This is a genomic window from Streptomyces sp. NPDC026092 (assembly GCF_040638605.1).
GTDB lineage: Bacteria > Actinomycetota > Actinomycetes > Streptomycetales > Streptomycetaceae > Streptomyces.
This window is the reverse complement of record NZ_JBEZYN010000010.1, coordinates 245302-271909: the sequence shown is the minus strand read 5'-3', so window position 1 is coordinate 271909 and position 26608 is coordinate 245302. Positions and strand designations below refer to the sequence as shown.

Here is a 26608-nt window from a genome sequence, read left to right as displayed (position 1 = left end):
GGCATGGTCTTCCAGCGCTTCAACCTCTTCCCCCACATGACCGCCCTCGCCAACGTCATGGAAGCCCCCATCCAGGTCAAGGGCGAATCACGGGCGGTCGCCCGCGAGCGGGCGGAACGCCTCCTCGACCGGGTCGGCCTGGCCGACAAGGCCGGGAACTACCCCTCCCAGCTCTCCGGCGGCCAGCAGCAGCGCGTCGCCATCGCCCGCGCACTGGCGATGGAACCCAAGCTGATGCTCTTCGACGAGCCCACCTCGGCCCTCGACCCGGAGCTGGTCGGCGACGTCCTCGACGTCATGCGCGACCTCGCCGAGTCCGGCATGACCATGATCGTCGTGACCCACGAGATGGGCTTCGCCCGCGAGGTCGGCGACAACCTGGTCTTCATGGACGGCGGCGTCGTGGTCGAGTCCGGCCACCCGCGCGACGTCCTGACCGACCCGCAGCACGACAGGACCAAGGCGTTCCTGTCGAAGGTCCTCTAAGCGGGCTCGGGAAGGGGCGGTACGGAGAGCCTCCGTACCGCCCCTTCCTCGTTCGAGGCTCCGGTCGGCCGAACGGCGGTATGTCGCCTTGCGGCGGCCCGGCCGGGGCCGGACCGTTTTCTCGCCGCGACCGTGCGCCTGATCGGAGACCCTCTGTGGACGCCCCGCCGACGATGACGCTCGGTCCGGACCGGTCGGCCGAGCGTGTCGTGCGGCCGCGGCGCGCGCTGCGCGCGGGGGCCTCGCAGGTGCTCGCCGCGGCCGTGGGGTTCGTCCTGGGGTTGCTGCTGCCGGGGATCGACGGCGGGTACCAGGTGGCCGCGGAGCGGGCCGTCGACGTGCTGAAGGTCGTCGGCCTGGGGGTGCTGAGCGTCGCGACGCTGATCTTCTCGGTGCTGTTCCTGGTCGTGCAGTGGGCGGCGGGGAACTTCAGTCATCGGCTCGTCCTGTTCCGGACCGATCCGGTGGTGTGGCGGCTCTTCGCCCTCGTGGTCGGCGTGCTGGTGTTCTCGGTCACGGCGAACCTGGCGATCGGCTCGCACCGCACCGTGTCCGTGGCCGTGCCCGCGACGGCCACAGTGCTGGCCGCGACCGCTCTCGTACAGGTCCGGCGGCTGCAGTTGAAGGCCCTGAAGTCCATCCAGCTCGCGCACGTCCTCGCCGATGTACGCGACCGGGGGCGGGAGGTCCTGCGGGCGATGCACCCGTCACCGAACGGCACGGACGGCGTCGTGCCCGACGCTCACGAGGCGCGCGCCCTGCCGGAGGTGACGTCGACCGTCGTCTGGGCCGGTGACACCGTCCTCGTGGCGCAGGTGGACTGGCTGCGGCTGGTACGGGTGGCGACGCGGGCGGACGCGGCGGTGGTCCTGAAGGTGCCGGTGGGGAGCACGATCTACCCGGGCGACCTGGTGGCCGAGGTCCGCGGTGGCCGTGTGCCCGACGCGGAGGTGCTGCGGGCGGTGGTCGGCGAGATCGAGCGCACCTTCCACCAGGATCCGACGCTCGCCTTCCGGCTCCTCGCCGACATCGGGCTCCGTGCCCTCTCCCCCGCGATCAACGACCCCGCGACCGCCGTCCAGGTCCTCGACGCCGTCGAGGGCCTGCTCCGGCCGCTCGCCTCCGCGGAGCTGGGCGACAGGTCGATCGCCGATGCCACGGGTGCCGTACGGGTGGTCATGTGCCTACCTGGCTGGGAGGAGTTCGTGCGGGTCGGGTTCGACGACGTGTGCCGTGCGGCCTCGGACGCGCCGATGGTGCTGTCCCGCGCCCGGCAGCTGCTCCTTCGAGTGCGGGAGGCGGCGCGGGAAGAGCGCCGGCCGGCCCTGGAGGAGCGACTGGCCTGGGTGGACCAGGAGCTCGCCGGCAGGCACCCGGCGTTCCTGCGCGAGGCCGCCGACTGAGCGCTGATCGCCCTACTCGACGGGCTTGTCCAGTCGGCCGAGGCGATGCCGGCCCGTCCCCTCCGGTACCGCCGCACTCTCCCGCAGTCCGTCGGGGGTGGCCTCCGAGGCGCGCCGGTACCAGCGGCCGTACCGCCCGGCGAGCGCCGGCGCGGAGACGCCGTGCAGCAGGACGCTGAGGGCCACCGTGAAGGCGACGACCCGGCCCATCAATGCCGTACCGGGGACGTGCTCCTCCACCATGAGCAGGCCGAGGACGACCGAGGCGAGTCCTCGTGGCCCGAACCAACCGATGTACGCGACCGTCGGGGCCCGCAGCCCGCTGCCGAGGAGCGAGAGGGCGACGGGCACCATGCGGACGACGGTCAGGCTGAGCAGGGCGTAGACGACGATCTGCCAGGTCAGGTGCTGCAGGGTCGGTCCGAGGAGCACGGCGCCGAAGAGCATGAGGCTGATCGAGGCCAGCAGCCCGCCGAGGTTCTCCGCGAACTCGGGCGTGTCGTCACGGCCTTCCCGCTTCTCCTCGGGGCCCGTCCCGAAGTGCCGGAGAGCGTGTCCGAAGGCGAAGCCGGCGACCCAGGCGGCGATGAAGCCGCTGCCGTCGACGACCACGGCCAGTTCGTAGGAGGCGACGGCCGCGGCGAGGACGTACACCTGTCCCCACTCCCGCGTGACCCAGCCACGAGTTCGGGCCGCCGCGAGGAGCCGCCCGCCGACGCCACCGACCAGCAGGCCAAGGACCGTACTGAGCACCAGCGCCCGCCAGAAGGTGCCGGCCACGCCCTCGGCGGCGTAGGAGGTGCCGGGGATCGCGGCGAGGAAGACGACGAAGAACGGCAGCACCATGCCGTCGTTGAGGCCGCTCTCCACATTGAGGCCCTGCCGGACGAGCCCCGGCACGCGCGGGTCCGACATGGCGCTCTTGCCCAGCGCGGCGTCCGTGGGCGCGAGGATCACGCCGAGGAGCGCGAGTTCCCACATCGTGAGTCCCGGCAGCAGGGGCCAGGCGAGCAGCCAGCCTACGGCGATGCTCAGCAGGAGCCCGATCCCGAGCAGCCGACGGGGCAGGAAGCCGCCCGTGGTGAGGTCGCGGCGGCGGACGGTCATGGCGTCGGTGAACAGCACGAGCGTCAGGGCGGCTTCGAGGAGCACCATGATCGGCTCGGCGTCCGGTGCGAGGCTCACGAGGTCGAGGACGGCGGGTCCGATGAGGATGCCGAAGCCCGTGAACACGATCGCCGACGAGACCGGCGTCGACGCCAGGCGCCGCGATCCGAGGGCGTACGCGGCGGTGACGCTCGCCACCGCCGCCACCGTCCACGCGCCGCCGCTCATCGCTCCGCTTCCTTCGCGCCGTCCGGCCGCTCGTCCCTCACGTTCCCGACGAGGCCGCCCCGGCCGCCGCCGGCCGGTCGGTGTCGCCGTGCCAGGTGGGCCAGCCGAGCAGCCGGGGGCGTTCGGTCACCCAGGCGCGGGTGTCCGTGCCGATCTCCGCGGAGATGAGCGACTCCAGGAGCTGGGAGTAGCGCAGCACGAGATCGCGGTGGGCCGGGTCGGCGGCGAGGTTGTGGACCTCGGCCGGGTCCTCCTGGCGGTCGTAGAGGACGACGTCGTTGTCGGCGAAGAGGGCGTCCAGGTCCGCCGGGCGGTTCGGGCGGAGCGGGGAGAAGTACCGGCCGAAGGTGTAGCGCTCGTCGGTGTAGCCGCGGAGGAAGCCGCGCTTGGTCCAGTCGGGGCGCAGCGCACCTGACTGGATCCGTTCGTTGGCGTCCGGGTCGGCGAACTCGAACCAGAAGTTGGCGTCGAGGGTCGTGATCGACTCGACGGCGGTCAGGACGCCCTCGCGTACCGCGGATCCGTCGAGGACCGACAACAGGGAGTGGCCCTTGAGCGCGGGATACCGGTCGGCGATCTGTTCCTGGTCCACGCCCGCGCAGGCGAGCAGGGTCGGGGCGAGGTCCACGGACGACGCCAGCGCGTCGGTCCGGCCTCCGCCCTGGACATCGGGGTGGGAGAGGAGGAAGGGAACGTGGAAGTTCTCGTCGTAGACCAGGTTCCCCTTCTGCCGCAGGCCGTGGGAGCCGGCCATCTCGCCGTGGTCGGAGGTGAAGGCGACGACGGTGTGGTCCGCCTGCCCGGAGGCCTCCAGCGCGTCGAGCACCAGCTCGACGCTGCGGTCGACGTCGCGCAGCGCGTTGAGGTAGAAGTTCAGGCCGTCGTACCAGTGCGCGTCGTCGGCCACCGGTCCGAAGACGATCTCGAGCATCCGCGCGAACTCGGCCACGGCGGGGGCGGCGCCGGACAGGTCGTCGTGCAGGCTCGGGGGCAGCGGGAAGTCCCAGCGCTTGCGGTACACGGGGATGTCGGCGGCCGCCTTCGCGACCACGGCGTGGGCGAGCCCGAACGGCAGCTGGACCTGGGGGGAGCCGCCGTAGTCGAAGCTCATGATGTCGTGCGGGTTCACGAAGTTGACGGCCATGAACCACGGCCGGTCCTCCGCCACCACGGGCGCGCGGTTGCGCAGCCAGCGCACGGCCTGTCCCGCGATGACCGGGTCGATCTTCAGCCCGGCCCAGGCTCCGCCGTCGATGTCGCCCCAGTCGTTGAACTCGCTGAACCCGTACGGCTCCAGGGCGTCCGTCGTCGGCTCGGGACGGTCCGGGGTGATGTACGCGTTCGAGAGGTGCCACTTGCCTTGATAGGTGCAGTAGTAGCCGGCCGAGCGCAGCATCGTGCCGATCGTGCCCAGGGCGGGGTCCAGGGGACGGATGTACGGCATGTTGTCGTTGTCGTAGATCTCGGTGATCGGCAGGTGCTGTCCGGTGTAGAGCACGGAGCGGGCGGAGCTGCACATCGCCGAGGCCGAGTAGAACCGGTCGAACACCGTCCCCCGCGCCGCCAGCCGCTCCCGGGCGGGCAGCGAGAACCCGTCGGGGCGCGGGACGACCGCCCGCTCCTCGTCCGTGACGATCAACAGGATGTTGGGGCGACGCTCCATGGCCACCTGCCCTCCGACGTGGTTTGCACCCGTGCGACATGGCCGGACGGCGCAGATGCTCGATCATTGGCCCTCGCCCGAATCTACGGCGCCCCACACTCCCCCGCCCGCGCGGCGCGGCCACGTGCCGCCGTCCGGGTTACGCCTGCGCGTCACACCGGCAGCCGGCCGTCGAGCCCGGCAGGTCCCAGGGCGCCCAACTCCCGCTCCGCGACGGAACGGAAGCTGCGTGCGGGGCGGCCGGTGACGCGCTGGACGGTGTCGGTGACGCGGTCCTCGGCGCCTTCGGCGATGGACCGGTCCATGGCGGCGAGCATCGTGGCGAACTCCTCGGGCATGAAGGCGGTGAGCCGGTCGCGCAGCTCCGCGTGCGACAGCTGCCGGTGGCTGACGGAGCGCCCGGTGACCTGCGTGACGATGGTGGCGATGTCGTCGTAGCGGAGAGCCTCGGGTCCGGTGAGGACGAGGTCGGTGTCGGGGGCGTGGGCGTCGGTCAGGGCGCGGACGGCCACGGCCGCGATGTCCTCGGCGTCGACGAAGCCGACCCGGCCGGTTCCGGTGGCGGTGCTGATGACGCCGTCGGTCCGGATGCTCTGTGCGTGCACATGGTCGCCGGTGAAGTTCTGCATGAACCAGGACGGCCTCAGCACCGCCCATTCGTCGAAGATGCCCGGCAGCGCCTTGTGGACCTGGCCCACGGCGGGCCCGCCCTCGGGGATCGCGGAGGAACTCAGCAGCACCGCGCGCCGTACCCCGGCGGCGCGGGCCCTGCGCAGGAAGGGCAGGACGACGCCCGCGGGGTCGGGGTCGCCCACGGGCGGGATCACATAGACGCGCTCGGCGCCGTCGAGGGCGTCGGCGTGGCTCGCCGGGTCGTACCAGTCGAACCGGACCGGCTCGGCGCCCGCGACGGGCGTGCCCCGGCGGCCGGCCGCCCTGACCGCGTGGCCCGCGGCCGTCAGCTGGGCGCACGTGCGGCTGCCCGTGGTCCCGGTGGCGCCGATGACGAGGGTGGTTGCGGCGGCGGTCATCGGCTGCTCCCGGCGAGGTCGACGCCGGCGTCGAGGACGGCGAGGGGGTTCCAGTAGTCGCGGTAGGAGGTGAAGCGCCCGTCCTCGACGGTGACGACGGCGATGTACGTCATGTCGAAGGGGTGGTCGCCCTCGACGAGCCGGCCGACGCCGCGCATCTCGACGACGATGGTCCGCGGCTCGGTGGTCTCGTGGATCCGCAGGTCGGCTTCGGGGAAGTCGTGCACGTCGATGCTGTCCGGGTAGGGACGCATGTACGCGGCGATCGCCTCGCGTCCGTCCAGCCGCGACGGCATTCCCGGGGGCGCGAAGGGGAACTCCATCACGCCGTCCTCGGCCCAGAGGCCGACCCAGCCGGGGATGTCCTTGTCGAGCAGGAGCCGCAGGCTGTGGCGGTACAGATCCGCCGGTGAGGCCGATGCGGGTACGGACATGGGTATGCTCCGTTCTCAGAGAATACGGACCGGGGGTCCGCTTGCAGAACGATACGGACCGAGGGTCCGCTTTTCAACCGGAGGAGCTCGTGACCCTGCCCCAGCCCGAGCGGAGGACCCGCAAGGACGCGGCGCGCAACCGACAGGCCGTCCTGGAGGCCGCCGACGCCCTCTTCGCCCGCTCCGAGCGCCCCGAGGACCTCACGATGGCCGACATCGCGGCGGCGGCCGGCGTCGGCAAGGGAACGCTCTTCCGCGCCTTCGGCGACCGCGCGGGCCTGCTGCGGGCCCTGTACGAGGCCCGCCTGGAGCCGGTCGTCGAAGCCGTGGAGACAGGCCCGCCACCCCTGGGCCCGACCGCCCCACCCCAGGACCGCGTCCCCGCCCTGCTCGACGCGATCCTCTGCTTCAAGCTCGACAACCGCCCCCTCGCCCTGGCCCTGGAGGAGAGCGGGACGAGCAGCAGCCCGTACCAGGCCGGGCACTACGCGCACTGGCACGACCGGCTCCGGTCCGTCCTGGAACAGCTCCCCGCCCTGCCCAACCCCGCCTTCACCGCCCACGCCCTGCTGGCCGCCACCCGCGCGGACCTGGTCGAACAGCTGGCCGGGAGGGAAGACGTGCCGCGCGAGCAGCTCAGGGCCCAACTGGCGGAGTACGCAAGCAGGGTCGTGGCCGCGCGCTAGCGGCACAGCCCTACCTCAGGCCCGGGGCCGTCAGTGGTCCGTATGGACTCGACCGGCGCCATCAAGGTCACGTCAAGGAAGGGACGCAGGCGGGTGGGGGCGGGGATAGCTTCGAGTGCGCGCCTCGGGTGCTTGACGCGTCCGGGCCCCAGTTGCCGCTCGCGGTCCCTATGGAGGGTCCCATGTGTCTGTTCCAGTACGACGCCGATCCGGAGCCTGAAGAACCCGAGCCGGCCGGGCCTCTCTACGTGCCCGTCCGGCCGGGGCGGGCGGAAGTGGTGGTGCGGCTGTTCCGCACCCCGCTCGGAGCCCGTACCGCAGTGGGGTTCACCAGCCAGGAGCGACTGGCCGCCACCCTTGGCGCCGACCAGTCCTGCATCCGGCTCACCGAGTCCGCGCTCCGCGCCGTCGCCGAGCCGATCGGCGCGTCGATACTGACCGTCGACCCGACCCTCACCGCACCCGCGGTCACCGTCGGGGCGATCGGGTCCCCCGCCACTCCGGTCCTGCCGGCCCCCGGCACCACCGCCACCCAGGCCGCCTAAGCCGTCGACGCCCTCCGAGGGGCGGGGCGACCCCACCCCCTCAGAGACGTGGACCGTCGAAAAGGGTCGCCCGCCTCCCCGACTTGCCTGGAAGGAAAGTCGGGGTTAGCTTTCCTGTTAGGAAAGTAGAGCGGGGACGCGGGAGGGCATGCGACGTGAGCGCACCGGTGAACGCCGAACAGGCGTGGAGGGACCTGCAGCGCATCCGCGTGCCGCAGGAGCGGGTGTACGACGAGGTCGAGCGGTCCGCCGCCGGCGGGCGGGGCAGCACCTGGGCCACGGCCGGGCTCATGTGGCTCTTCCTGGCCGGTCTGGGCCTGGACCTGCCCGGATGGGGCGTGGCGCTGGTCATCGCCGCGTACGCCGCGCTCCTTGCCGTGGTGGGCACGGTCCAGAACCGCCGGAGCCGGGTGCGCCTGCACCACACCCGGTGCACGTGGCGGATGTTCGCCGCGTTCGGCGCCGGGGCGGTGGTCACCGGCGGCACGACCCTGCTGTCCGGCCGTCTGGTCGACTCGCTGGATCCGATGGCCGGCAGTCTGATCCAGGCCACGGTCTCCGCGACGGCGTTCCTGCTGTTCGTCGGGCCCACTGGCCGCTGGGCCGCCCGGTCGGTGCGGGGCCGAGGCGTACGGGCCGTGGGCGCGGCGGACGCGGGGGCCGAGCGATGAGCATTCCCGTCGGCTTCGACGAGCTGATCCACCCCGCCACACGGCTGTCGGTGGTCTCGCTGCTCGCCGCCACCGAATGGGCGGACTTCGCGTTCGTCCGCGACAGCCTCTCGCTCAGCGACTCCGCGCTCTCCAAGCAGTTGCACACCCTGGAGGAGGCCGGCTATCTGGAGCTCCAGAAGGACGGCGGCGGCCGCAAGCGGCGCACCCGGGTACGGCTGACGGACCGCGGCCGCTCCGCCTTCGAGGGGCACGTGGCGGCGCTCCGGGCGATCGTCGAGGGCGCCGGGTTCCCGGCGGCGACCGACGCACCGGCCCCGGCTCCCCATGCCTCCTCGGGGGCCGGGCGATGACGCTACGGAACACCTTCGCCGAGCCCGTCGTCCACGCGCGCGGCGTGCGGATGGCGTACGGCGACATCGATGTCCTGCACGGCGTCGACCTGGACATCCACCGCGGCGAGGTCTTCGCCCTGCTCGGGCCCAACGGGGCCGGGAAGACGACCACGGTCGAGATCCTGGAGGGCTTCCGGCGGCGTTCCGGCGGCGAGGTGAGCGTTCTCGGTACGGACCCGGAGCGCGGCGACGACGCGTGGCGCGGCCGGATCGGGCTTGTCCTGCAGTCGTGGCGCGACCACGGCCGCTGGCGGGTCGCCGAGCTGCTGACGCACTTCGCCACGTACTACCCCGACCCCCGCGACCCCGCCGAACTGCTCGCCCTGGTCGGTCTCACCGAGCAGGCCGGCCGGCAGGTGGCCCGGCTGTCCGGCGGGCAGCGCCGGCGTCTCGACGTCGCGCTCGGCATCGTCGGCCGCCCCGAACTCCTCTTCCTGGACGAGCCGACCACCGGCTTCGACCCGGAGGCGCGGCACGAGTTCCACGTCCTGGTCGAGCGGCTGGCCCGCGACGAGGGCGTCACCGTGGTCCTCACCACCCACGACCTGGTGGAGGCCGAGCGGCTCGCGGACCGGATCGCCATGCTCGTCGGCGGCCGGATCAGGGCCTGCGGCACGCCCGAGGAACTGGCCCGGCGGGCCGCCGCCCGGGCCGAGGTCCGCTGGACGGCCCTCGACGGGACGTCCCACCGCCAACGCACCGAGGATCCCTCGCGGTTGGTCTGGGAACTCCACCGGGACGCGGAAGGGCCGATCGCCGGCCTCGAAGTCCGCCGCCCGACGCTGGAGGACACGTACCTGCACATGGTGCACCGCGAGACGGACGACACGGCCGAGGAGGCACAGGTCGCATGACGAAGACCCCCAGGACGAACGCCTGGCGTGCCGGGCTCCAGCGCGGCCGCATCGAGCTGCGGCACCTCCTGCGCAATGGCAAGGAGATGTCCGGCCACCTGTCCAACGTGGTCGTCGCGGTCGTCATCGCCACGTACATCGACGGCGACGTGGACGGCACCGCGGCCCCGATGGCCCATCTGGTCCTCGCGGGCTTCGCCGCCTATCTGCTGTTCCAGATCGGGCTGATCAACCTGCCGCAGATCCTCGTGACCGAGCGCGAGGAGGGCGTCCTGCTGCGGCTGCGCGCCACGCCCGGCGGGATCCCGGCCTACCTCGTCGCCAAGTGCGTACTGATCGTCGGTGTGGCGGTCGGCACCCTGGCCCTGCTCCTGGCGGCCGCCGCGCTCCTCGCGGACGGGCCGCTGCCGCACGGGCCCGGCGACTGGCTGACGCTGCTGTGGGTGACCGCGCTCGGGCTGCTCGCCGTCGTACCGCTGGGCGCGGCCATCGGAGCCGTACTGCCCAATCCCCGCGAGGCGTTGGCGCTGATCATGCTGCCGATGCTGGGGCTCCTGTTCACCTCAGGGGCGGTGTTCCCGCTCAGCGCGCTGCCCGGACCGGTCCAGCAGGTGGCCTCGGTCTTTCCGCTCAAGTGGACGGCGCAGGGGCTGCGTTCGGCGCTGCTCCCCGACTCGGCACGGACCGCCGAGGCGGCCGGCTCCTGGGAACTGCCCATGGTCGCCCTCGTCCTGACCGCCTGGGCGGTCCTCGGGTTCCTCCTCGCGGTGCCCCTCCTGCGCCGCGCGGCCCGCCGCGAGACCGGCTCCCGGCTGTCCGCGCGGCACCGCAAGGCGGCGCAGAGCGGCGCCCTGCCCGCGTAACGACGGAAACGCCGCCGCCGGTTCCACAAAGCCCATGGGCCCGTGGAACCGGCGGTCGGCGAGGGTCGTCCGGGGCTGCCCCCAAGTGGATCCGCAATCGTCCTCGCGGCATCGGCGGGCTCCTGCCGGCTGGTCGCACGCACGCGCTCTCCCTCCATGATGCGCGCGCCCGGGCCGCCAGGAGCCGCCCGCCGCCTCAGTGCTGGTGGGCGCCGCCTGCCGGCTTCTCCTCCGAAACGGCCGCGCCGTGGCTTCCGTGGTCTCCGTGGCCCGGGACGGTGCCGTCCGGCTTGGCCACCAGGAAGAGGCCGGCCATGCCCATGTCGGAGTGGCTCTGGACGTGGCAGTGGTACATCCAGGCGCCTGCCCCGACGTGTTCTCCCGCGATGACCTGGAATCCGAAGGAGTCCGCCGGGCCGGTGATCTTGTTGTCGATGACTCGGCTCACGTCCTCCGGGCCGGCCAGGAGCCCCGTACGGTTGTCCGCCCAGCGATGCCCGTGCATGTGGAACGTGTGGTAGTACTCGCCGTGCGTGATCATGATGATCTCCACCCGGTCCCCCACCGTGGCGAGGAAGTTGGGCGGATCGGCCGCCGGCCGGTTGTTGATCGTCATGTCGTTGAAGACGACCGTGAACTGCTTGTCCGGGAGGAGGTCGCCCTTCCGACGCACGATCAGGCCGCCGTACAGACCCTTGCGGATGCCTCCGGTGCCGTGGTCCGTGCCGACGACGTGGTCGTGGTAGTGCCAGTACCCGGCACTGCCGGGGCGCCAGGTCCCGTCGGGGCGGCGGCCCGGCGCGTGGGTGCGCCAGGTGTACGTGCGGGTGGCGCCGGGTTCGACATGGCTGCCGCTCATCCGCGTGCCGTCGTTGTCGATGTCGTAGTCCACACCGTGCGGGTGCAGGCTCACGGCGACGTCCGTCAGGTTCTCGAACTCGATGTGGAGGGTGTCGCCCTCGACGATCTCGATCAGCGGGCCGGGCACGGTGGCCTTGCCCTTCTCCAGGCCGTACGCCATCCGGCCGTCGACCAACTTCTCTGCGTACAGCTTGAGATGGCGTATCTGGCCCCCGGCGGGGGCAGTTCTGGGTGGAGCGGCGGGTGCGGCGTTGGAGGCGGAGGCGAGAGACAACGATGTCACGCCGGTCGCGGCGACGGCCCCGCCCGCGAGCAGGCGACGGTTGAAGCTGCGTCTGTCCATGTCGAACTCTCCGGTCTTCGGGGGAGATTGACGGGTGCGGAGCCCCTGGGGACGGCCCACACGGTAGCGGGACGGCTGTCGTTTATCCACATCCAGGACAAAGTCGGTCCGGTTGTGGTCATAGCCCTTGGCGAACCAAGCAAAGAGGTCTAGCTTCAACGGCTGTTGTTGTGACCTCAGAGGGATGGGTGACCCATGAAGCGCACACCACATCGCCAACCGAGATCAAGAACAGGCCTTGCCGTGGCGGCACTTGGGGCAGGCGTTCTGGCGGCCTCACTGCTCGGCGGAGACCCCGCCTCGGCCAGACCGTATCCGGATCCACCGTCGGCCCTGGCGTCGACAACGTTGTCTCTCCCGTCTCCGCCGGGCGGCGCGAACGTCAAGGTGCTCGTCTTCCACGGCTCGGCGACCGCCGAGTCCCCGACGGTCGACGCGGGGATAGCGGCCGTCGAGTCCATCGGCCTGACCGGTCCGGCCGCCGGCCGCTTCCGTACGGAGGCAACGAACGACCCGGCCGTCTTCACCGACGCCAGGCGGCTCGGCAAGTTCAACGCGGTGGTGTTCCTGACCGGGGGCGGCGATGTGCTCGACCCGGAGCAGGAGGCGGGCCTGGAGACCTACATGGAGGCGGGCGGCGGCTTCGTCGGCGTCCACGAGGCCGCCCGCACCGAGCCGTACTCCTCCTGGTTCACCGGCCTGGTCGGCGCACGGCCGACCGGCGCGCCGAGCAGCACGCAGCGCGCCGTGGTGGAGGTCGGCGACCGGCAGCACCCGGCCACCAAGTCCCTTCCGCTGGAGTGGAAGCGGCCCGACAAGTGGTTCAACTGGGACCGCAACCCGTCGGGCACCGTGCACACCGTGGCGCGGGTCCGGGAGGGCTCGTTCCAGCCGGCGGCCAAGCCGAACGGCTGGGACCACCCGGTGTCCTGGTGCCGTGACTACGACGGCGGCCGGTCCTTCTACACCGCCATGGGCGGCACCGTCGACAGCTACGCAGAGACGGACTTCCGCGACCACCTGCGCGGCGCGATCGCCTGGACCGCACGCGTCTCGCAGGCGGACTGCAAGGCGACGATCGACGCGAACTACACCGCCGAGCGGGTCACCAAGCCCAATCAGCCCGGCCAGAACGACCAGATCGGCGAGCCGCACGGCCTGGTCGCCGCCCCCGACGGGCGGATCCTGTACATCGGCCGCGGCGGCGCCGACTCGAGCGTTCCGGTGGTCACCGACTGGAACAACCCGGACATCGGCAAGGGCAACGGCGAGATCCACGTCTACGACCCGAAGACCAAGCTGGTCACGAAGGCCGGCGCGCTCACCGTCTTCGGGAACAAGGGCGGCGGCGACGAGCTGATCAAGAACGAGGAGGGGCTGCTCGGCATCGAGCTGGACCCCGGGTTCATGACCAACGGCTGGGTCTATCTGCACTACACCCCGCACTCCCGGATCGACCGCGCCGCGCACATGGGCGAGCGGAGGGTCTCCCGCTTCACCCTCGACCTCGCGACGAACAAGCTCGACCCGGCGAGCGAGAAGGTGCTGCTGAGCTGGCCCGTCCAGATCCACAGCTGCTGCCACGCGGGCGGCGGGATGGCCTGGGACTCCAAGGGCAACCTCTACATCGCCACCGGCGACACCAACTCGTCCGGTTCCAGCGGCGGTTACTCGGGGAACAACCCCGCGCCGAACTTCCAGGGCGTCTCCTTCGCGGACGCGCGCCGCACCGCCGGCAACACCAACAACCTCAACGGCAAGATCCTGCGGATCCACCCCGAGGACGACGGCACCTACACCCTCCCGGCGGGCAATCTCTTCACCGGCGAGGAGACCGAGGAGGGCGGCGGGAAGACCCGGGGCGAGATCTACGTGATGGGCGTACGCAACCCCGCGCGCATCTCCGTCGACAAGGCGACCGACATCCTCTACGCGGGCTGGGTCGGCCCCGACGCGGGTGCGCCGTCGACGACCTGGGGCCCGGCGAAGTACGACACGTTCGCCGCGATCACCAGGGCGGGCAACCACGGCTGGCCGTACTGCATGGGCAACAAGCAGCCCTACCGGGACCGCGGCCTGACCGATCCGAGCAAGCCGCTCGGCTGGTACGACTGCAACGCGCCGAAGAACGATTCGCCGAACAACGACGGCCTCGTGAACCTGCCGCCGATCACGTCCAACACCATCTGGTACTCGCCCCAGGGCGGCGGCGTCGACTACCCGAGGGACGCGGGCGGCATCCCGAGCTACAAGCAGGAGGAGCAGAAGCTGCTGCTCCCGTGGCTCAAGGGCGGCGGGCAGGCGACCATGAACGGTCCGCTGTACCGCTACGACGCGGCGAGCGACTCGGCGGTGAAGTGGCCGTCGTACTGGGACGGCAAGTGGTTCGTCGGTGACTTCTACGACGGGGACCAGCCCCGGCACGCCGTGCTGACCGATCCGAAGACGGTCGGCAAGGGCGGACTGCCGGTGCACGCCGAGTCGTTGAAGAAGATCATCCCGGTCGGGCAGGGCGGCATCAGGAACCTGATGGACTGGAAGTTCGCCCCGGACGGTTCGCTGTACGTCCTCGACTACGGGCGGGGCTTCTTCACCTCGCACCCCGACTCCGCGCTGTGGCGCGTGACCTACAAGGGCGGCGGGCCCACCCCGGCCGCGGACCAGCTCGCACGGAAGGCGGCACGGTGAGCAGAAGCCTGTCCATGAGACACAGAGGCCCGAGCCTGTGGGCGGCCCTGCTGGCCGCCCTGGCGATGGTCGTGGGGCTGACCTCGGCCTCCGCCTACGGCAGGACCGACGACGGCCGGCGGTCCGCCGCGGCGCAGGTGCTGACCTGGAAGGCGGGCGATCCGATCGACCGCTACCTGGAGTTCCCGACCACGGCGGTGGCGGGCGCGACGACCATCGTCTTCGAGAACAGCACGGCGAGCGGCAACACGACCGGCATGCCGCACACCCTGACCTTCGACGTCTCCGACCCCGAGTACAACAACGACGTCCCGCTCAACATCCTGGCCAATCCGAGCGACGCGAACGGCGGCCGGCACACGGCCGAGGTGACGCTGACCCCGGGCCGGTACCTCTTCAAGTGCACGATCCCGGGCCACGGCCAGATGCAGGGCATCCTCACCGTCACCGAGGCAGGCAACGAGGACACCACCGCACCGGAGACGACCGCGAAGGTCGAGGGGGACCGCAACGGCGACGGCGCGTACGTCGGCCAGGCGACGGTCACGCTCGGCGCGACGGACGCGGGTTCGGGCGTCGACAAGGTCGAGTACGCGGTCGGTGCGGACGGCCCGTGGCAGCCGTACACCGTCCCGGTCGTCGTCGACCAGATCGGTGCGCACACGATCCGCTACCGGGCGAGCGACAAGGCGGGCAACACGGCCGCCGAGAAGACCGCCGCGTTCACCGTCGTCGCCCCGCCCACCGACGACACGACGGCGCCCGAGACCTCGGCGACGGTGACCGGCGAGCAGGACGACCAGGGCCGCTACCTCGACATGGCCACCGTGACGGTCACCGCGTCCGACACCGGCTCGGGCGTCAACACCATCGAGTACGCGCTCGGTGACGGCGCCTGGCAGCCGTACACCGCGCCCGTGATGGTGCACCAGGCGGGCGCCCACACGGTCCGCTACAAGGCGACCGACAAGGCGGGCAACGCCGCCGCGGAGAAGACCGTGAGCTTCACGGTCGTGACCCAGCCCGATCCCGACACGACCGCCCCGGAGGCCTCCTCCACGGTCGCGGGGCAGCGCAACTCCGACGGCGCGTACATCACCAGCGCCATCGTGACACTGACGGCGACCGACGCGGACTCGGGCGTCGAGCGGATCGAGTACTCACTCGACGCGGGCCCGTACCTGGAATACACCACCCCGGTGATCGTCGACCGCGTCGGCCACCACACGGTGCTGTACCGGGCGACGGACAAGGCGGGGAACACCTCCACGGCCAGGAACGTCTCCTTCACCGTCGCCGAGGGCGGCGGCGTGCCGGCGCCCAACTGCCCCGAGTTCGACGAGCGGTTGACGGTCATCGTCGGGACGGTCGACACCGGCGTCCCGAACCGGATGACCAACAGCCGCTGCACGGTCAACGAACTCATCGAGGACGAGAAGGACTGGTCCTCGCACGCGCTGTTCCTCAAGCACGTCGACACGGTGATCGACCGGCTGCTCGCCGACGGTGTCATCGACACCCGCGAGCACAGGAAGATCTACCGCGCGGCCAAGCAGTCGGGCATCGGCAAGCCGGGCCAGACCGAGGGGTACCGCGACCTCTTCGACGGCACCGCCGCGACCTTCTCCAAGTGGCAGCACGTCGGCGGCGGCAAGTTCGCGCTCGGCGCGGACGGGGCCATGACCAGCAGCACCACGGTGCCGGGCATGGGCATGCTGTGGTTCCCGCAGCGGCAGTACGGCGACTTCTCGCTCAAGCTCCAGTGGCGCGACGACGCCCCCGGCGCCGGCAACGCCAACGGCGGTGTCTTCGTGCGCTTCCCGTACGTCCACGACAACCCCGAGGAGTCGCGTCCCGAGTGGGTCGCGATCAAGTACGGCCATGAGATCCAGGTCCTCGACCGGCCCGACGGCGACATGTACAAGTCGGGCTCGATCTACGGCTTCGACCGGGTGGGCCTCGCCGGCGCCGGCGTGACCCCCAAGGGCACCTGGAACGACTACGAGATCCGGGTGGAGGGCCAGCACTACTCGGTCTTCCGCAACGGCAAGCTCATCAACGAGTTCGACAACACCGGTGGCCAGCTCTTCCAGCCGCCGCGGGCCGACGACCCGGGCACCGACGGCCGGCGCTACGCCTCCGGCTACATCGGCCTCCAGGTCCACGGCACGACGGACGTCATCTCGTACCGCAACATCCGGGTGAAGCAGCTCTAGCCCGCGAGAGACGCGAGGGCCCCTCCCCCGTCCCGGGAGGGGCCCTCACCTGTGCTCAGGACGGCAGGTTCTGCTCCGCCCAGACCACCTTGCCGGTCTCGGTGCGGCAGGTGCCCCAGCGGCGGCAGAGCATGTTGATGAGCTGGAGCCCCCGGCCGCCCTCGTCGCTGAGATCGGCGTGCTGGATCTGGGGCAGGTCGGGGCCGGTGTCGGAGACCTCCACGACGAGCCGTTCGCCGCGCAGGAGCCGGAGCCGGCCGGGTCCGTTGCCGTAGCGCAGGGCGTTGCCGACGAGTTCCGACACGACGAGCTCGCAGACGTCGGCGAGCTCCGCCAGCTCCCAGTCGGCCAGTTGCTCCGTGACCAGCCGCCGCGCCACGGACGCCGCACGCCCCTCCCTGGGCAGCTCCCACTCGCGCAGCTCGTCCGGGGTGCCCGAGGCGGTCGTCGCGGCCAGGAGCACGGCCTCGTCGAACCGGGGCGCGTCGGCCGGGGCACGCTCAAGGAGGGCGCCGCGTGCGAGGGCGTCGGACGTCAGTCCGCGCGCCGCCGACCGCAGCCGCTCCAGCTGGTGGTCCAGGTCGGTCCGCCGGGACTTGACGAGACCGTCGGAGTAGAGGACGAGATGGCCGTCCTCCGGCACCTTCAGCCGGATCGGGTCGTACGGAATCACGCCCGCGCCGAGCGGCGCGCCGACCGGTACGTCCACGAACTCGGCGGCGCCCTGTCCGTCGAGGAGCAGCGGGGGCAGGTGCCCGGCGCTGGCCAGCGTGTACGTGGCGTCGGCCGGGTCGAAGACAGCGCAGAGGAACGTGGCGACCTGCTCGTCCTCCAGGTCACGGGTGGCGAGGTCGAGCCGGGCCAGCACGCGCTCGGGCGCCATGTCCAGGGTCATCAGGGTCCGGGCGACGGCCCGCAGCCGCCCCATGGTCGCGGCGGCGGGCAGCCCGTGGCCCATGACGTCGCCCACCATGAGGGCCGTACGTCCGCCGGGCAGGGCCATGACGTCGTACCAGTCCCCGCCGACGCCGTGGTGGGCGGTCGAGGGAGCGTACTCGGCGTGGACGCGCAGCCCCGGCGTCACCGGGGTCGCGCGGGGCAGCAGGCTGCGCTGGAGCGAGACGACGCGCTCACGCTCGCGCCCGTACAGCCGGGCGTTGTCGATGTAGACGGCGGCCTGGGAGGCGAGGTGCTCCGCGAGGGCGAGGTCCGTGGTGGAGAACGGCGGTGTGCCGCGGCCGCGGACGAAGTCCGCGCTGCCGAGCAGCAGTCCGCGGGCGATCAGCGGGACGGCGAGGTAGCTGTGCACTCCGGCGGCGCGCATGCTCGCGGCGGCGCTCTCCGTCGGCGCGACCCGGAGGTAGTCGGCCTCTCCCATCCGGCTCACGAGGACCGGCCTGCCCTGGCGCAGGCAGTACCGGTGGAGCAGCGTCTCGTGGGCCTCCTCGGACCGGACGGAGGTCTCGCCCACCGGGGTGGGCTCCAGGGTGGCCAGCTCGTCGACGGCGCACAGGGCGGTGGCCCGCATGAGCGGAACGCCGCTGCCCGTCCACCGTGCGCCCTCGTCGCCCCGCAGGACGCTCTCCAGGATGTCGACGGCGGCCCCGTCGGCGAAGCCCGGCACGGTGAACTCCGCCAGCTCCTGGGCGGTGCGCTCCAGGTCCAGGGTGGTGCCGATCCTGGACCCCGCGGAGTTCAGCCAGGCGAGCCGACCCCGTGTGTTGATCCGGTCGAGGGGAACCTCGCCGGCGCTCGCCGCGAGCCGCTTGCGCGCCCCGGCCGAGCGGAACAACGCCGCACCGTTTCCGGCCGAGGCGCGGCGCGCCAGGCGCCGTCTGCCGTTGCCGCCACTCACTCTTTCGGCCTCCAGACAGGGATTCGACCGCTGTTGGTGCCCAGCATGCACCTCTTCCCGGCCGATTGGGATGATCTCGGCGGGCAGCGTTCGAAGTGACCCGGCTGTGACGCGGTGCGGGACGCCTGCCGGTCAGCCGAAGTCGGGGATCGGGTGCTCGGGAGCGAGGGCCGCCGCGATGCGCTGGGCGATGACATGGGCGGTGTGGCCGTCGGATGCGGCGGGGCCCTGGGTGGTCGAGACGGCGATGGCCAGGCGCTCGGACGGAAGGTAGTCCATGGAGGCGGAGTAGCCGAAGAAGAGGGGGTGCTGGGAGATCCAGTCGCCGAGCACGACCACGCCCATGCCGTAGTGGGTGGCCTCGGTGTTCGCCAGGCAGACCGTCGCCGGGCAGGTGGGGGTCTGGTGGCCGAGACCCACCGTCCCCGGGTTCAGGAGCTGTCGGTACGAGGACGGCGAGAGCAGCTCCCCCGAGCCGATGGCGGCGGCCGAGCGGGCCAGGTCGCAGATGTCGGTGGTCTGGACGGCGCCGGGGGCGGTGGTCCACGAGGGGTTCCAGAAGGTGGACTCCTCGTACGTCCCCCGGTCGGCGGTGAAGGCGTGCAGAACGGGCTCCGGGATGTCGGGCGTGAAGCTGTTGCTGGTCTCGCGCAGCCCGAGCGGGCCCAGGATCTGACGCCGGAGCAGGACGTCGAGCCGGGTCCCGGTGATCTTCTCCAGGGCTGCGCCGAGGAGGAGGAAGTTGGCGTGCGAGTAGCTCCAGTTCGTACCCGGGTCGTACCAGCGCGGCCCGCCGGCCGACAGGGCCACCAGTTCCTTCGCCGTCCACCGGCGGAACGGGTCGGCGGAGACGGCCTGCTGGAACTCCGGGAGGGGGACGTAGTCGCGGAGCCCGGTGGTGGAGGCGGCCAGCATGCGCAGGGTGATCCGCTCGCCGTTCGGAAGGTCGGGCAGCCAGCGCGCGACGGGGTCGTCGAGACCGACCTTGCCCTGGTCGACCAGGCGGAGCAGGGCCGTTCCCATGTAGCTGATGGCCACGTTGCCGTTGCGGAAGTGCAGGGCGGGGTCGGCCGGTACGCCCGTCATCGACTCACCGAGCGCGGTGGTGACGACCTCACGGCCGTCGACGGTGACACGCACGGTGACGGACTTGAGGTCCATCTCCGTCCTGGCCTGCTCGGCGACGCGCACGACGTCGCGGGCCGGGCCGTGGCCGGGCACTCGGGAGCCGGCGCACGACCCGCGGCGGCCGCCGTCGCCCGCCGCGGTGCCGGCGGCGGTGCCCGCGGCCGTGACCGAGGTGCTGAGGGCGACGAGTGCGGTGAGCGCGGCGACGAGGGCGCGGCGGGACCGCGCGGTGGAACGGGCTGGAGTCATGGCCGGAGTATCGGCCGGGGGCGCCCGTGCGGCGGGTCGGCGGGCGCCGACCCGCGCGGACGTCACCCGCAAAGTCGCACAGGCGCCCGGAGCGCCGTCAGCGGACGACGTCGAAGACCTGCTTCTGCAGGCCGTTGGCGTAGGCCTCGTACTCGACGAGCTTCAGCTTCTGGGCGTCCTTGTCGGTGGTGCTGAACAGGCGCTTTCCGGCTCCGAGCAGGAGCGGGAAGACGAGCAGGTGGTAGCGGTCGATGAGACCCGCGTCCGAGAGGGCCTGGTTCAGGCTCGCGCTGCCGTGGACGATGATCGGGCCGCCCTCGGTCTCCTTCAGCGCGGCCACGTCGTCGAGGGAGCGCAGGATCGTGGTGTCGCCCCAGTCGGAGACCAGCCGGTCGTCGGTGAGGGTGGTGGAGACGACGTACTTCGGCATCACCTTGTACTCGGCGAACTCCTCCATGGCCGGCCACACCGGGCTGAACGCCTCGTAGCTGACCCGGCCAAGGAGCATCGCGGCGGCCTCCTGCTGCTCGCGCCCCTTGATCTCGTAGGCCTCCGGGAGGAACTCGGTGTGCTTGAAGGTCCAGCCGGAGTTGCGGTACCCGGGCTCTCCGCCCGGCGCCTCCACGACGCCGTCGAGCGAGATGAAGGCCGTTGAGATCAGCGTGCGCATCGGAGTTCCCTTGCTGTCGTGGGCGTGGGTGGGGCGAGGCCCGTCATGGCGATCATTCCACCCGCGCGAGCACCAGTCGCAGCGCCCCCCGGCCGCCCGCATACTGGGACGGGCGGGAATCCTCCCCGCAGGAGGGCCTGTGGACCCGAGACTCCGAAGCGTCTCCCACCGCTCCTGGGGCGACACCCCCGACGGCACCGCGTGGCGGCTCGTGCGCGCGCTCCCGTTCCTCCTGGCGGGCCTCGGCATCGCCTTCCAGCTCGCCACCCCCAGAGAACTGACCGGCACCCCGCTCTTCGTCTCGGCCCCCCTGATCGCGGCGCCGCTCTTCACCGGCTGGGCGACCGCGCTCTTCGGCGCGTTCGGTCTGATCGCCATCGTGCTCCTGCACAGATCGATGCCCGTGATGCCGGGGAGCGGCGCGATCCTCGGCCTTGTGACGGAGGCCGCCACCGTCGTCTTCGTCACGGCGATCGCCGTTCTCCTCAACCGTGTCGTACGGCACAGCCGCGAGCGGCTCGCGACGGCCCGGAGCGTGGCCGAGGCTGCCCAGCGGGCCGTCCTGCCGACTCCGCCCCAGCGCGTCGACGGCCTCCGGCTGGACGCCCGCTACGAGGCCGCCCAGGAGGACACCCTGATCGGCGGGGATCTCTACGCGGCGAGCGCCTCGCCGCACGGTGTCCGCCTCCTGATCGGCGATGTCAGGGGCAAGGGGCTCGGCGCGATCGAGACGGTCTCCGTGCTCCTGGGAGCCTTCTGGGAGGCGGTGGACAGGGAGCCGGAGCTCGCCGCCGTGATGGGGAGCCTGGAGCGCGCCCTGTCCCGGGAGGGCGCGCGCCGCAGCGGCATCGACGACCTGGAGGGGTTCGCCACCTGCGCGCTCGTGGAGATACCGCCGGGTCACGAGTTCGTGCGCGTGCTCAACCACGGGCACCCCGAACCGCTGCTCCTCGCCGACGGCGGCGTCACCGGCCTCACACCCCGGGAGTTCGCCCTGCCGCTGGGCCTCGGGGGCGTCGGCTCCGGGCCGGCCACCGCCGACGTCTGGGCGTTCCCGCCCGAAGCCATGCTCCTGCTCTACACGGACGGGCTCTCGGAGGCCCGTGACGGCTCCGGAGTCATGTACGAACCGGCGGATCGGCTGCGCGGGCGGGCCTTCTCCTCACCCGAGCGGCTGCTCACCGCGCTCGTGACCGATGTCCGACGCCACTCCGACGGCGGCGCGTCCGACGACATGGCCCTGCTCGCCGTCCAACGCCCTTCGCGGCCGCCTCCACAACGCCCGGCCCGAGCAGGCCGGCCCCTTCGCGGTCAGTCCTTGTAGTCCGGGCAGGTCCGGTCGAGCAGGCGCAGCATCGCCGCCCAGGCGAGGTCGTACGCGTCGTCGTCCTGGAAGTCCGCGGAGGCCTCGCCGGCCAGCTGCCGGGCCGTGTACGCGCAGATCTCGGCCGACGGGACGGTCAGGGCGCCGCCGCCCGCCTGCGCCGTGACCTGGATCTCGCAGGCCCGCTCCAGGTAGTACATCCGCAGGAAGGCCTGGGCCGCGCTCTCGCCGACCGTCAGGAGACCGTGGTTGCGCAGGATCAGGGCCGGGTGCGTGCCGATGTCGGCGACCAGGCGCTCCTGTTCGTCGAGGTTGAGGGCGACGCCCTCGTAGTCGTGGTAGCCGACGCGGTCGTAGAACTCCATCGACATCTGGTTCAGGGGGAGCAGTCCGCCCTCCTGCGCGGCGACGGCGCAGCCGGCCTTGGTGTGCGTGTGGAGCACGCAGTGGGCGTCGGTACGAGCCGCGTGGATGGCGCTGTGGATCACGAACCCGGCCGGGTTGACGGGGTACGGGGTCGGCTCGACCGGGTTCCCGTCGAGGTCGATCTTGACCAGATTGGAGGCGGTGATCTCCTCGAAGAGGAGCCCGTAGGGGTTGATCAGGAAGTGGTGGTCGGGTCCTGGCAGGCGCAGCGAGATGTGGGTGAAGATCAGGTCGGTCATCCGGAAGTGCGCGACGAGCCGGTACACGGCGGCGAGTTCGCGGCGCAGCCTCAGCTCCTCGGCGGCGTCCGCGGCGGGCGTGGTCGACGGGAGGGGTGCGGTGACGGTCATACGGGGGCTCCTGCGGTGGTGGGGTCGACGACGGGCGTGAGGGGGCGCCCGGTGCGGTGCCAGGCGACGATGTTCTCGGCGGGGCGGCACACGTAGCCGCGGCGCGAGGTGTCGGACAGGAAGGCGCTGTGCGGGGAGAGCTGGATACGGGGGTGACGGCGCAGCGGGTCGTCGGCCGGGGGTGGTTCGACCGGGAGGACGTCGAGGGCCGCACCGGCCAGGTGGTGGGAGTCGAGAGCCGCCAACAGCGCCTCGGGATCGACGAGTTCACCGCGGGCGACGTTCACGAGGAAGCCGCCGGGGCGCATCCGCTCGAGGAGCGCGGCGTCGACGAGGCGGTGGGTGCCCGGTGTCAACGGGACGTGCAGGGAGAGGACGTCGGAGGCGGCGGCGAGTTCGCCGAGATCTTCGTACCGCTGGACGCCGACCGGCCAGTGGGCGGGGTCGGCGTGCGGGTCGAAGGCGGCCAGGCGGCCGAAGACGGGGGCCGCGAGCGTGGCCAGCGTCCGGGCGATCCGGCCGAACCCGACGAGCCCCAGGGTCAGCTCGCTCGCACGGCGCGGCAGAGGGCCCCGCTCGACGAACTCCGCGTTCCAGCCGCCGGCCCGGACGACGGCGTCGGCCTGCGGGAGCCGCCGCACCAGCGAGAGGGCGGAGGCGAGGGCGTGGACGGCCACGTCCTCCGTCGCCACGTCGGGCAGGTTCGTCACCCACAGGCCCCGCCGCCGGGCCTCCTCCGTGTCGACCATGTCGTACCCGGCGGACATCGTGGCGAGGATCCGCACCCCGGGCAGCCGGTCGAGCAGCGCGGCGTCGATCCGCGCGTAGCCGACGATCAGGGCGTCGGCGTCGCGGGCGGTCTCGGCGAGGACGTCGGGGTCCCGGGTCCCCGCGACGCGGACCTCGAATCCGGCGTCCACGAGCAGCCGTACCCCCGGCCGCGGGTCCAGGTCCTCGGTGTCGGTGAACACGGCGACCGGACGACCGGCAACGGGACGGCTCACGGGACTCCCCTCTTCGCAGTGATGGACGATTCGTTCGCTCGAATCGCCAACAAGCTACGTTTCAGCAGTTTCACATGTCCAGGGCTACCGATATCGCATACTTGTGACGCGCGTCACGATCGATTCAGCGCCGACCGCCGGTGGCCGAGAATGACGACGGAACGAACAGAGGAGAACTCCCTGTGGACCTGGACCACATCGACCTGGCCATCGTGCGCGAGCTGCAGACCGACGGACGCCTCACCTACGAGGCGCTCGCCCAGCGCGTCGGACTGTCCCGGCCCGCCACGCGCGCCCGGGTGCAGCGCCTCCTGGAGCCGGGAACCGTACGGGTCGTCGCCGTCGTCCACCCCGCGGTCCGCGGGCTGACCGCGTCCGCGCACCTGTCGATCGACGTGCACGGCGCGGCGGAGCCCGTGGCGCGGGCGATCGCCGCGATGCCGCAGGCCCCCTTCGTCACCCTCACCGCCGGCCGGCACGCCATCATGGCCGAGCTGCGCACCCCGGGCTTCGACGCGCTCGACCGGACGATCGAAGCCGTGCGCTCGGTACCGAACGTCGCGGGGGTCGATCCGCTGATCAGCACCCGCCACCTCAAGGACCCCTACCTGATGGCGGACGATCCGACGGTCTCGGACCTCGACGAGACCGACTTCCGGATCCTCGACGCCCTCGAGCAGGACGGCCGCCTGCCGTTCGCCGACCTCGCCGAGCGCGTCGGCCTCTCCCCCGGCGCCACCCGAGCACGCACGCTCCGGCTCCTGGAGGGCGGCGTGGTCAAGGTGCTCGCGCTGATCCGGCCCGAGGTCCTGGGCCTCGGGCTCCTCTGCGGGTTCGCCGTGCGCGTCGAGGGCGCGCGCGAGCCCGTCGCCCGGGAGCTGACGGCCTGGGACCAGGTCTCCTTCCTCTCCGCCTGCGTCGGGCGGGCGGAGCTGGTCGGCACCATCACCGCCGAGTCCCTCGGGTCGGCGCGGGCGACGCTCGACGCCGCACGCGCCCTGCCCGGCGTGCGCGGGGTGGAGAGCTGGGTCCACCTGGAGCTGGTCAAGGAGCGGTACGACCTCGGCACCCCCGCCGCGTAGCGAGACGGCCGACCGCGACGCCGTCGGCCGCGACGCCGTCAGCCACGGCACCGTCAGCCACGGCACCGTCGGCCGCGACGCCCCCGCCACAGACGATCCGTAAGCGAAACGAGTCCACACCTCCGAAGAGTTTCTTTCGTTCACCTATGGCCAACGCGTCGTTCGTTCCCTATCGTCCTCACGAACGATTCAGCCGTTCTGGCACCCCCTTGGCCGAAAGCAGGCTCCCCTCATGCACCACCCCCTCCCCAGGACCCGCGCCGAGCGCACCCTCCTCGTCACCGGCGCGGCCGTCGCCGTCCCGGGCACCGACGTGCGGGCCGAGGCCCTCGCCGTCCGCGGCGACCGTGTCGTCCACGTCGGCACGGCCGCCGACGCCCGCGCCGCCCTCGGCGGCAGCGCCGACGAGACCCTGGAGCTCGACGGCGGCCTGGTCCACCCGGGCTTCGTCGACGCCCACTGCCACCCGGTGATGTACGGCCAGGCGCTCGCCTGGGTCGACTGCCGCCCCGAGCGCGTTCCGGACATCGACACCCTCGTCGCCGTGCTGACCGAGGCCGCCCGCGAGCTGCCCGCCGGCGTACCCGTCCGCGGCTTCGGCTACGAGCACCGCCGGCTCGCCGAGCGCCGGCACCCCACCTGTCACGACCTCGACCGGATCGCCACCGACCGCGAGGTGTACGTCATGAACGCCTCCGGCCACGGCGGCGTCGTCAACTCCCACACCCTGCGGGCCTGCGGCATCACGGCCGGCACCCCGGACCCCGAGGGCGGATCCATCGGACGGCTCGCCTCCGGAGAGCCGGACGGGCAGCTGTGGGACGCCGCCTGCGACCTGCTGACCGGCCCCGGAGGCGTGAAGATCGGCAACCACGGCCCGAACTTCCACCTCTCCGAGCCCGACGCGATCATGGCCGACCATCTGATGCGGGCCCAGGAGACGTTCCTGGCCGCCGGTGTGACGACGGTCGGCGACGCCCAGGCCTCGCGCCGCGAGATGGAGACCTACCTGCGGGCCCGCGCCGACGGCTCGCTGCGCATGCGGGTCTCGGCGTACCTCACCTCCGCGCTGCTCGACACCGCCCTCGACCTCGGCGCGGTGCGCGGCTTCGGCGACGACCTGTTCCGTGTCCAGGGCGTGAAGTTCTACGCCGACGGGACGCTCGGCGGCTGGACCGCGTACTTCCCCGAGGGGTACGCCGCCGACTGCTGCCACCACGGGCAGCTCTACCACTCGGCCGAGGAGTACGCGGAGATCGTCGCGAAGGCGCACCGGGCCGGCCTCCAGACCGCCACCCACGCGCAGTCCCCCTTCGCGATCGGCATGGTCCTCGACGCGATCGAGAAGGCCCAGGCGGACGTTCCGCGCCCCGACATGCGCCACCGCATCGAGCACTGCGGCCTGCCGACCGACGAGCAGATCACGCGCATGGGCGAGCTCGGCGTCGTCCCCGTCATGCAGCCGCAGCACCACCTCCGTACCGGCGACGGCACGCTGACGGCGGTCGGCGACCTCGGCCACCGGTACAACCCGGCCGGACCCTGCCTGCCCGCCGGCGTCCCCGTCGTGTTCAGCTCCGACGCGCCCGTCGCCCCGCCCGCCCCGCTGGAGGCCGTCTCCGCGGCCGCGACCCGCCGTACCGTCCTCGGCACGGTCCTCGGCGACGAGTCGCTGCGCGTGTCGGTCGCCGAAGGCCTGCACGCCCATACCGGTGCCGCCGCAGCGGCCCTGCACCGCGAGCACGCCGTCGGCGCCCTCGCGCCCGGGATGCTCGCCGACTTCGTCGTCCTCGACGCGGACCCGCTGCTCGCCGACCCGGCCGCGCTCGCCTCGATCGGCGTCCGCGAGACCTGGATCGGCGGCGAGCGCGCCTGGGCCGCACCGGGCCGCTGAGGCCCCGTAGCTCCTGGTGCCCGGCAGCTCCCCCGCTCCCGGCCGCCCCGCTCCCTCCCCCTCGCCCCACTCCCCCGCACCGCCGTCACCGCGTTGTCCCGCCGTACCCCCGTCCCCACAACTCCCCCCTGCTCACCGCCCAGCCGGAGGCC

23 protein-coding genes are annotated in these 26608 nt (G+C 72.3%); 13 read left to right on the top strand and 10 right to left on the bottom strand.

The window, feature by feature from the left end; translation table 11 throughout:
- Both AB0F56_RS19225 and AB0F56_RS19220 read left to right on the top strand, forming a co-directional pair.
- The coding region (locus AB0F56_RS19225) for an amino acid ABC transporter ATP-binding protein (RefSeq protein ID WP_362010875.1) at window positions 1-486 on the top strand (486 nt) is incomplete at its 5' end.
- A gap of 155 nt (window positions 487-641) precedes the next feature.
- Entirely contained in the window at window positions 642-1889 is a 1248-nt protein-coding gene (locus AB0F56_RS19220) for a DUF2254 family protein (protein WP_362010872.1), read from the top strand.
- Window positions 1890-1901: 12 nt separating this feature from the next.
- On the opposite strand, the gene AB0F56_RS19215 is transcribed toward AB0F56_RS19220, so the two are convergent.
- From AB0F56_RS19215 to AB0F56_RS19200, 4 genes are all read right to left on the bottom strand, one after another.
- A complete protein-coding gene (locus AB0F56_RS19215; RefSeq protein WP_362010870.1) occupies window positions 1902-3224 on the bottom strand; it encodes a cation:proton antiporter in 1323 nt (440 codons plus the stop codon).
- A gap of 37 nt (window positions 3225-3261) precedes the next feature.
- Window positions 3262-4887, bottom strand: coding sequence for a sulfatase-like hydrolase/transferase (locus AB0F56_RS19210; RefSeq protein ID WP_362010868.1), 1626 nt, complete (start codon window positions 4885-4887; stop codon window positions 3262-3264).
- A gap of 152 nt (window positions 4888-5039) precedes the next feature.
- Window positions 5040-5918 carry an NAD(P)H-binding protein gene (locus AB0F56_RS19205; protein WP_362010866.1) on the bottom strand — a complete coding sequence of 293 codons (879 nt, stop codon included), beginning with the start codon at window positions 5916-5918 and terminating at the stop codon, window positions 5040-5042.
- Window positions 5915-6352, bottom strand: coding sequence for a nuclear transport factor 2 family protein (locus tag AB0F56_RS19200; protein ID WP_362010863.1), 438 nt, complete (start codon window positions 6350-6352; stop codon window positions 5915-5917). The genes AB0F56_RS19205 and AB0F56_RS19200 overlap by 4 nt, the downstream gene beginning before the upstream one ends.
- An 89-nt stretch (window positions 6353-6441) precedes the next feature.
- Between AB0F56_RS19200 and AB0F56_RS19195 the strand changes: the two genes are divergently transcribed.
- The 6 genes from AB0F56_RS19195 to AB0F56_RS19170 all read left to right on the top strand — a co-directional run bounded on the left by AB0F56_RS19195 (window position 6442) and on the right by AB0F56_RS19170 (window position 10366).
- Window positions 6442-7038, top strand: a complete 597-nt coding sequence (locus tag AB0F56_RS19195; RefSeq protein WP_362010861.1) for a helix-turn-helix domain-containing protein — start codon at window positions 6442-6444, stop codon at window positions 7036-7038.
- A 182-nt stretch (window positions 7039-7220) separates the two neighbouring features.
- Window positions 7221-7583 (top strand): SAV_915 family protein, encoded by a 363-nt coding sequence (locus tag AB0F56_RS19190; protein ID WP_362010859.1) that lies wholly within the window; start codon window positions 7221-7223, stop codon window positions 7581-7583.
- A gap of 155 nt (window positions 7584-7738) precedes the next feature.
- Entirely contained in the window at window positions 7739-8254 is a 516-nt protein-coding gene (locus AB0F56_RS19185; RefSeq protein WP_362010857.1) for a hypothetical protein, read from the top strand.
- Complete coding sequence (locus tag AB0F56_RS19180; protein WP_362010855.1) at window positions 8251-8607, top strand: transcriptional regulator; 357 nt, start codon at window positions 8251-8253, stop codon at window positions 8605-8607. The genes AB0F56_RS19185 and AB0F56_RS19180 overlap by 4 nt, the downstream gene beginning before the upstream one ends.
- Window positions 8604-9503 carry an ABC transporter ATP-binding protein gene (locus AB0F56_RS19175; protein ID WP_362010852.1) on the top strand — a complete coding sequence of 300 codons (900 nt, stop codon included), beginning with the start codon at window positions 8604-8606 and terminating at the stop codon, window positions 9501-9503. Before AB0F56_RS19180 ends, AB0F56_RS19175 begins: the two co-directional genes overlap by 4 nt.
- Complete coding sequence (locus AB0F56_RS19170) at window positions 9500-10366, top strand: ABC transporter permease (protein WP_362010850.1); 867 nt, start codon at window positions 9500-9502, stop codon at window positions 10364-10366. The genes AB0F56_RS19175 and AB0F56_RS19170 overlap by 4 nt, the downstream gene beginning before the upstream one ends.
- A gap of 196 nt (window positions 10367-10562) precedes the next feature.
- Here AB0F56_RS19170 and AB0F56_RS19165 read toward each other — a convergent pair whose 3' ends face one another.
- Window positions 10563-11570 (bottom strand): multicopper oxidase domain-containing protein, encoded by a 1008-nt coding sequence (locus tag AB0F56_RS19165; protein ID WP_362010847.1) that lies wholly within the window; start codon window positions 11568-11570, stop codon window positions 10563-10565.
- Between the two features lie 195 nt (window positions 11571-11765).
- On the opposite strand from AB0F56_RS19165, the gene AB0F56_RS19160 reads away from it, so the two are divergent.
- Together AB0F56_RS19160 and AB0F56_RS19155 are read left to right on the top strand one after the other, a co-directional pair.
- Window positions 11766-14258, top strand: coding sequence for a ThuA domain-containing protein (locus AB0F56_RS19160; RefSeq protein WP_362010846.1), 2493 nt, complete (start codon window positions 11766-11768; stop codon window positions 14256-14258).
- A gap of 14 nt (window positions 14259-14272) precedes the next feature.
- The gene (locus AB0F56_RS19155; protein ID WP_362010843.1) at window positions 14273-16474 is read left to right on the top strand and encodes a family 16 glycoside hydrolase; all 2202 of its coding nucleotides are present in this window, start codon (window positions 14273-14275) and stop codon (window positions 16472-16474) included.
- 55 nt (window positions 16475-16529) lie between these two features.
- On the opposite strand, the gene AB0F56_RS19150 is transcribed toward AB0F56_RS19155, so the two are convergent.
- From AB0F56_RS19150 to AB0F56_RS19140, 3 genes are all read right to left on the bottom strand, one after another.
- The gene (locus AB0F56_RS19150) at window positions 16530-18329 is read right to left on the bottom strand and encodes a SpoIIE family protein phosphatase (protein ID WP_362010841.1); all 1800 of its coding nucleotides are present in this window, start codon (window positions 18327-18329) and stop codon (window positions 16530-16532) included.
- A 132-nt stretch (window positions 18330-18461) separates the two neighbouring features.
- Entirely contained in the window at window positions 18462-19706 is a 1245-nt protein-coding gene (locus tag AB0F56_RS19145) for a serine hydrolase domain-containing protein (protein WP_362010840.1), read from the bottom strand.
- Window positions 19707-19803: 97 nt separating this feature from the next.
- Window positions 19804-20376 (bottom strand): dihydrofolate reductase family protein, encoded by a 573-nt coding sequence (locus tag AB0F56_RS19140; RefSeq protein WP_362010837.1) that lies wholly within the window; start codon window positions 20374-20376, stop codon window positions 19804-19806.
- A 139-nt stretch (window positions 20377-20515) separates the two neighbouring features.
- Between AB0F56_RS19140 and AB0F56_RS19135 the strand changes: the two genes are divergently transcribed.
- Window positions 20516-21700 (top strand): PP2C family protein-serine/threonine phosphatase, encoded by a 1185-nt coding sequence (locus AB0F56_RS19135; protein WP_362010836.1) that lies wholly within the window; start codon window positions 20516-20518, stop codon window positions 21698-21700.
- Here the strand turns inward: AB0F56_RS19135 and AB0F56_RS19130 are convergent.
- Both AB0F56_RS19130 and AB0F56_RS19125 read right to left on the bottom strand, forming a co-directional pair.
- Entirely contained in the window at window positions 21688-22476 is a 789-nt protein-coding gene (locus AB0F56_RS19130) for a class II aldolase/adducin family protein (RefSeq protein ID WP_362010834.1), read from the bottom strand. The genes AB0F56_RS19135 and AB0F56_RS19130 overlap by 13 nt on opposite strands.
- Window positions 22473-23480 (bottom strand): C-terminal binding protein, encoded by a 1008-nt coding sequence (locus AB0F56_RS19125; protein WP_362010831.1) that lies wholly within the window; start codon window positions 23478-23480, stop codon window positions 22473-22475. Before AB0F56_RS19125 ends, AB0F56_RS19130 begins: the two co-directional genes overlap by 4 nt.
- 182 nt (window positions 23481-23662) lie before the next feature.
- Here AB0F56_RS19125 and AB0F56_RS19120 point away from each other — a divergent pair, with 182 nt between their 5' ends.
- Both AB0F56_RS19120 and AB0F56_RS19115 read left to right on the top strand, forming a co-directional pair.
- The gene (locus AB0F56_RS19120) at window positions 23663-24562 is read left to right on the top strand and encodes an Lrp/AsnC family transcriptional regulator (RefSeq protein ID WP_362010828.1); all 900 of its coding nucleotides are present in this window, start codon (window positions 23663-23665) and stop codon (window positions 24560-24562) included.
- Window positions 24563-24794: 232 nt separating this feature from the next.
- The gene (locus tag AB0F56_RS19115; RefSeq protein ID WP_362010825.1) at window positions 24795-26456 is read left to right on the top strand and encodes an amidohydrolase; all 1662 of its coding nucleotides are present in this window, start codon (window positions 24795-24797) and stop codon (window positions 26454-26456) included.
- Window positions 26457-26608 lie beyond the last annotated feature (152 nt).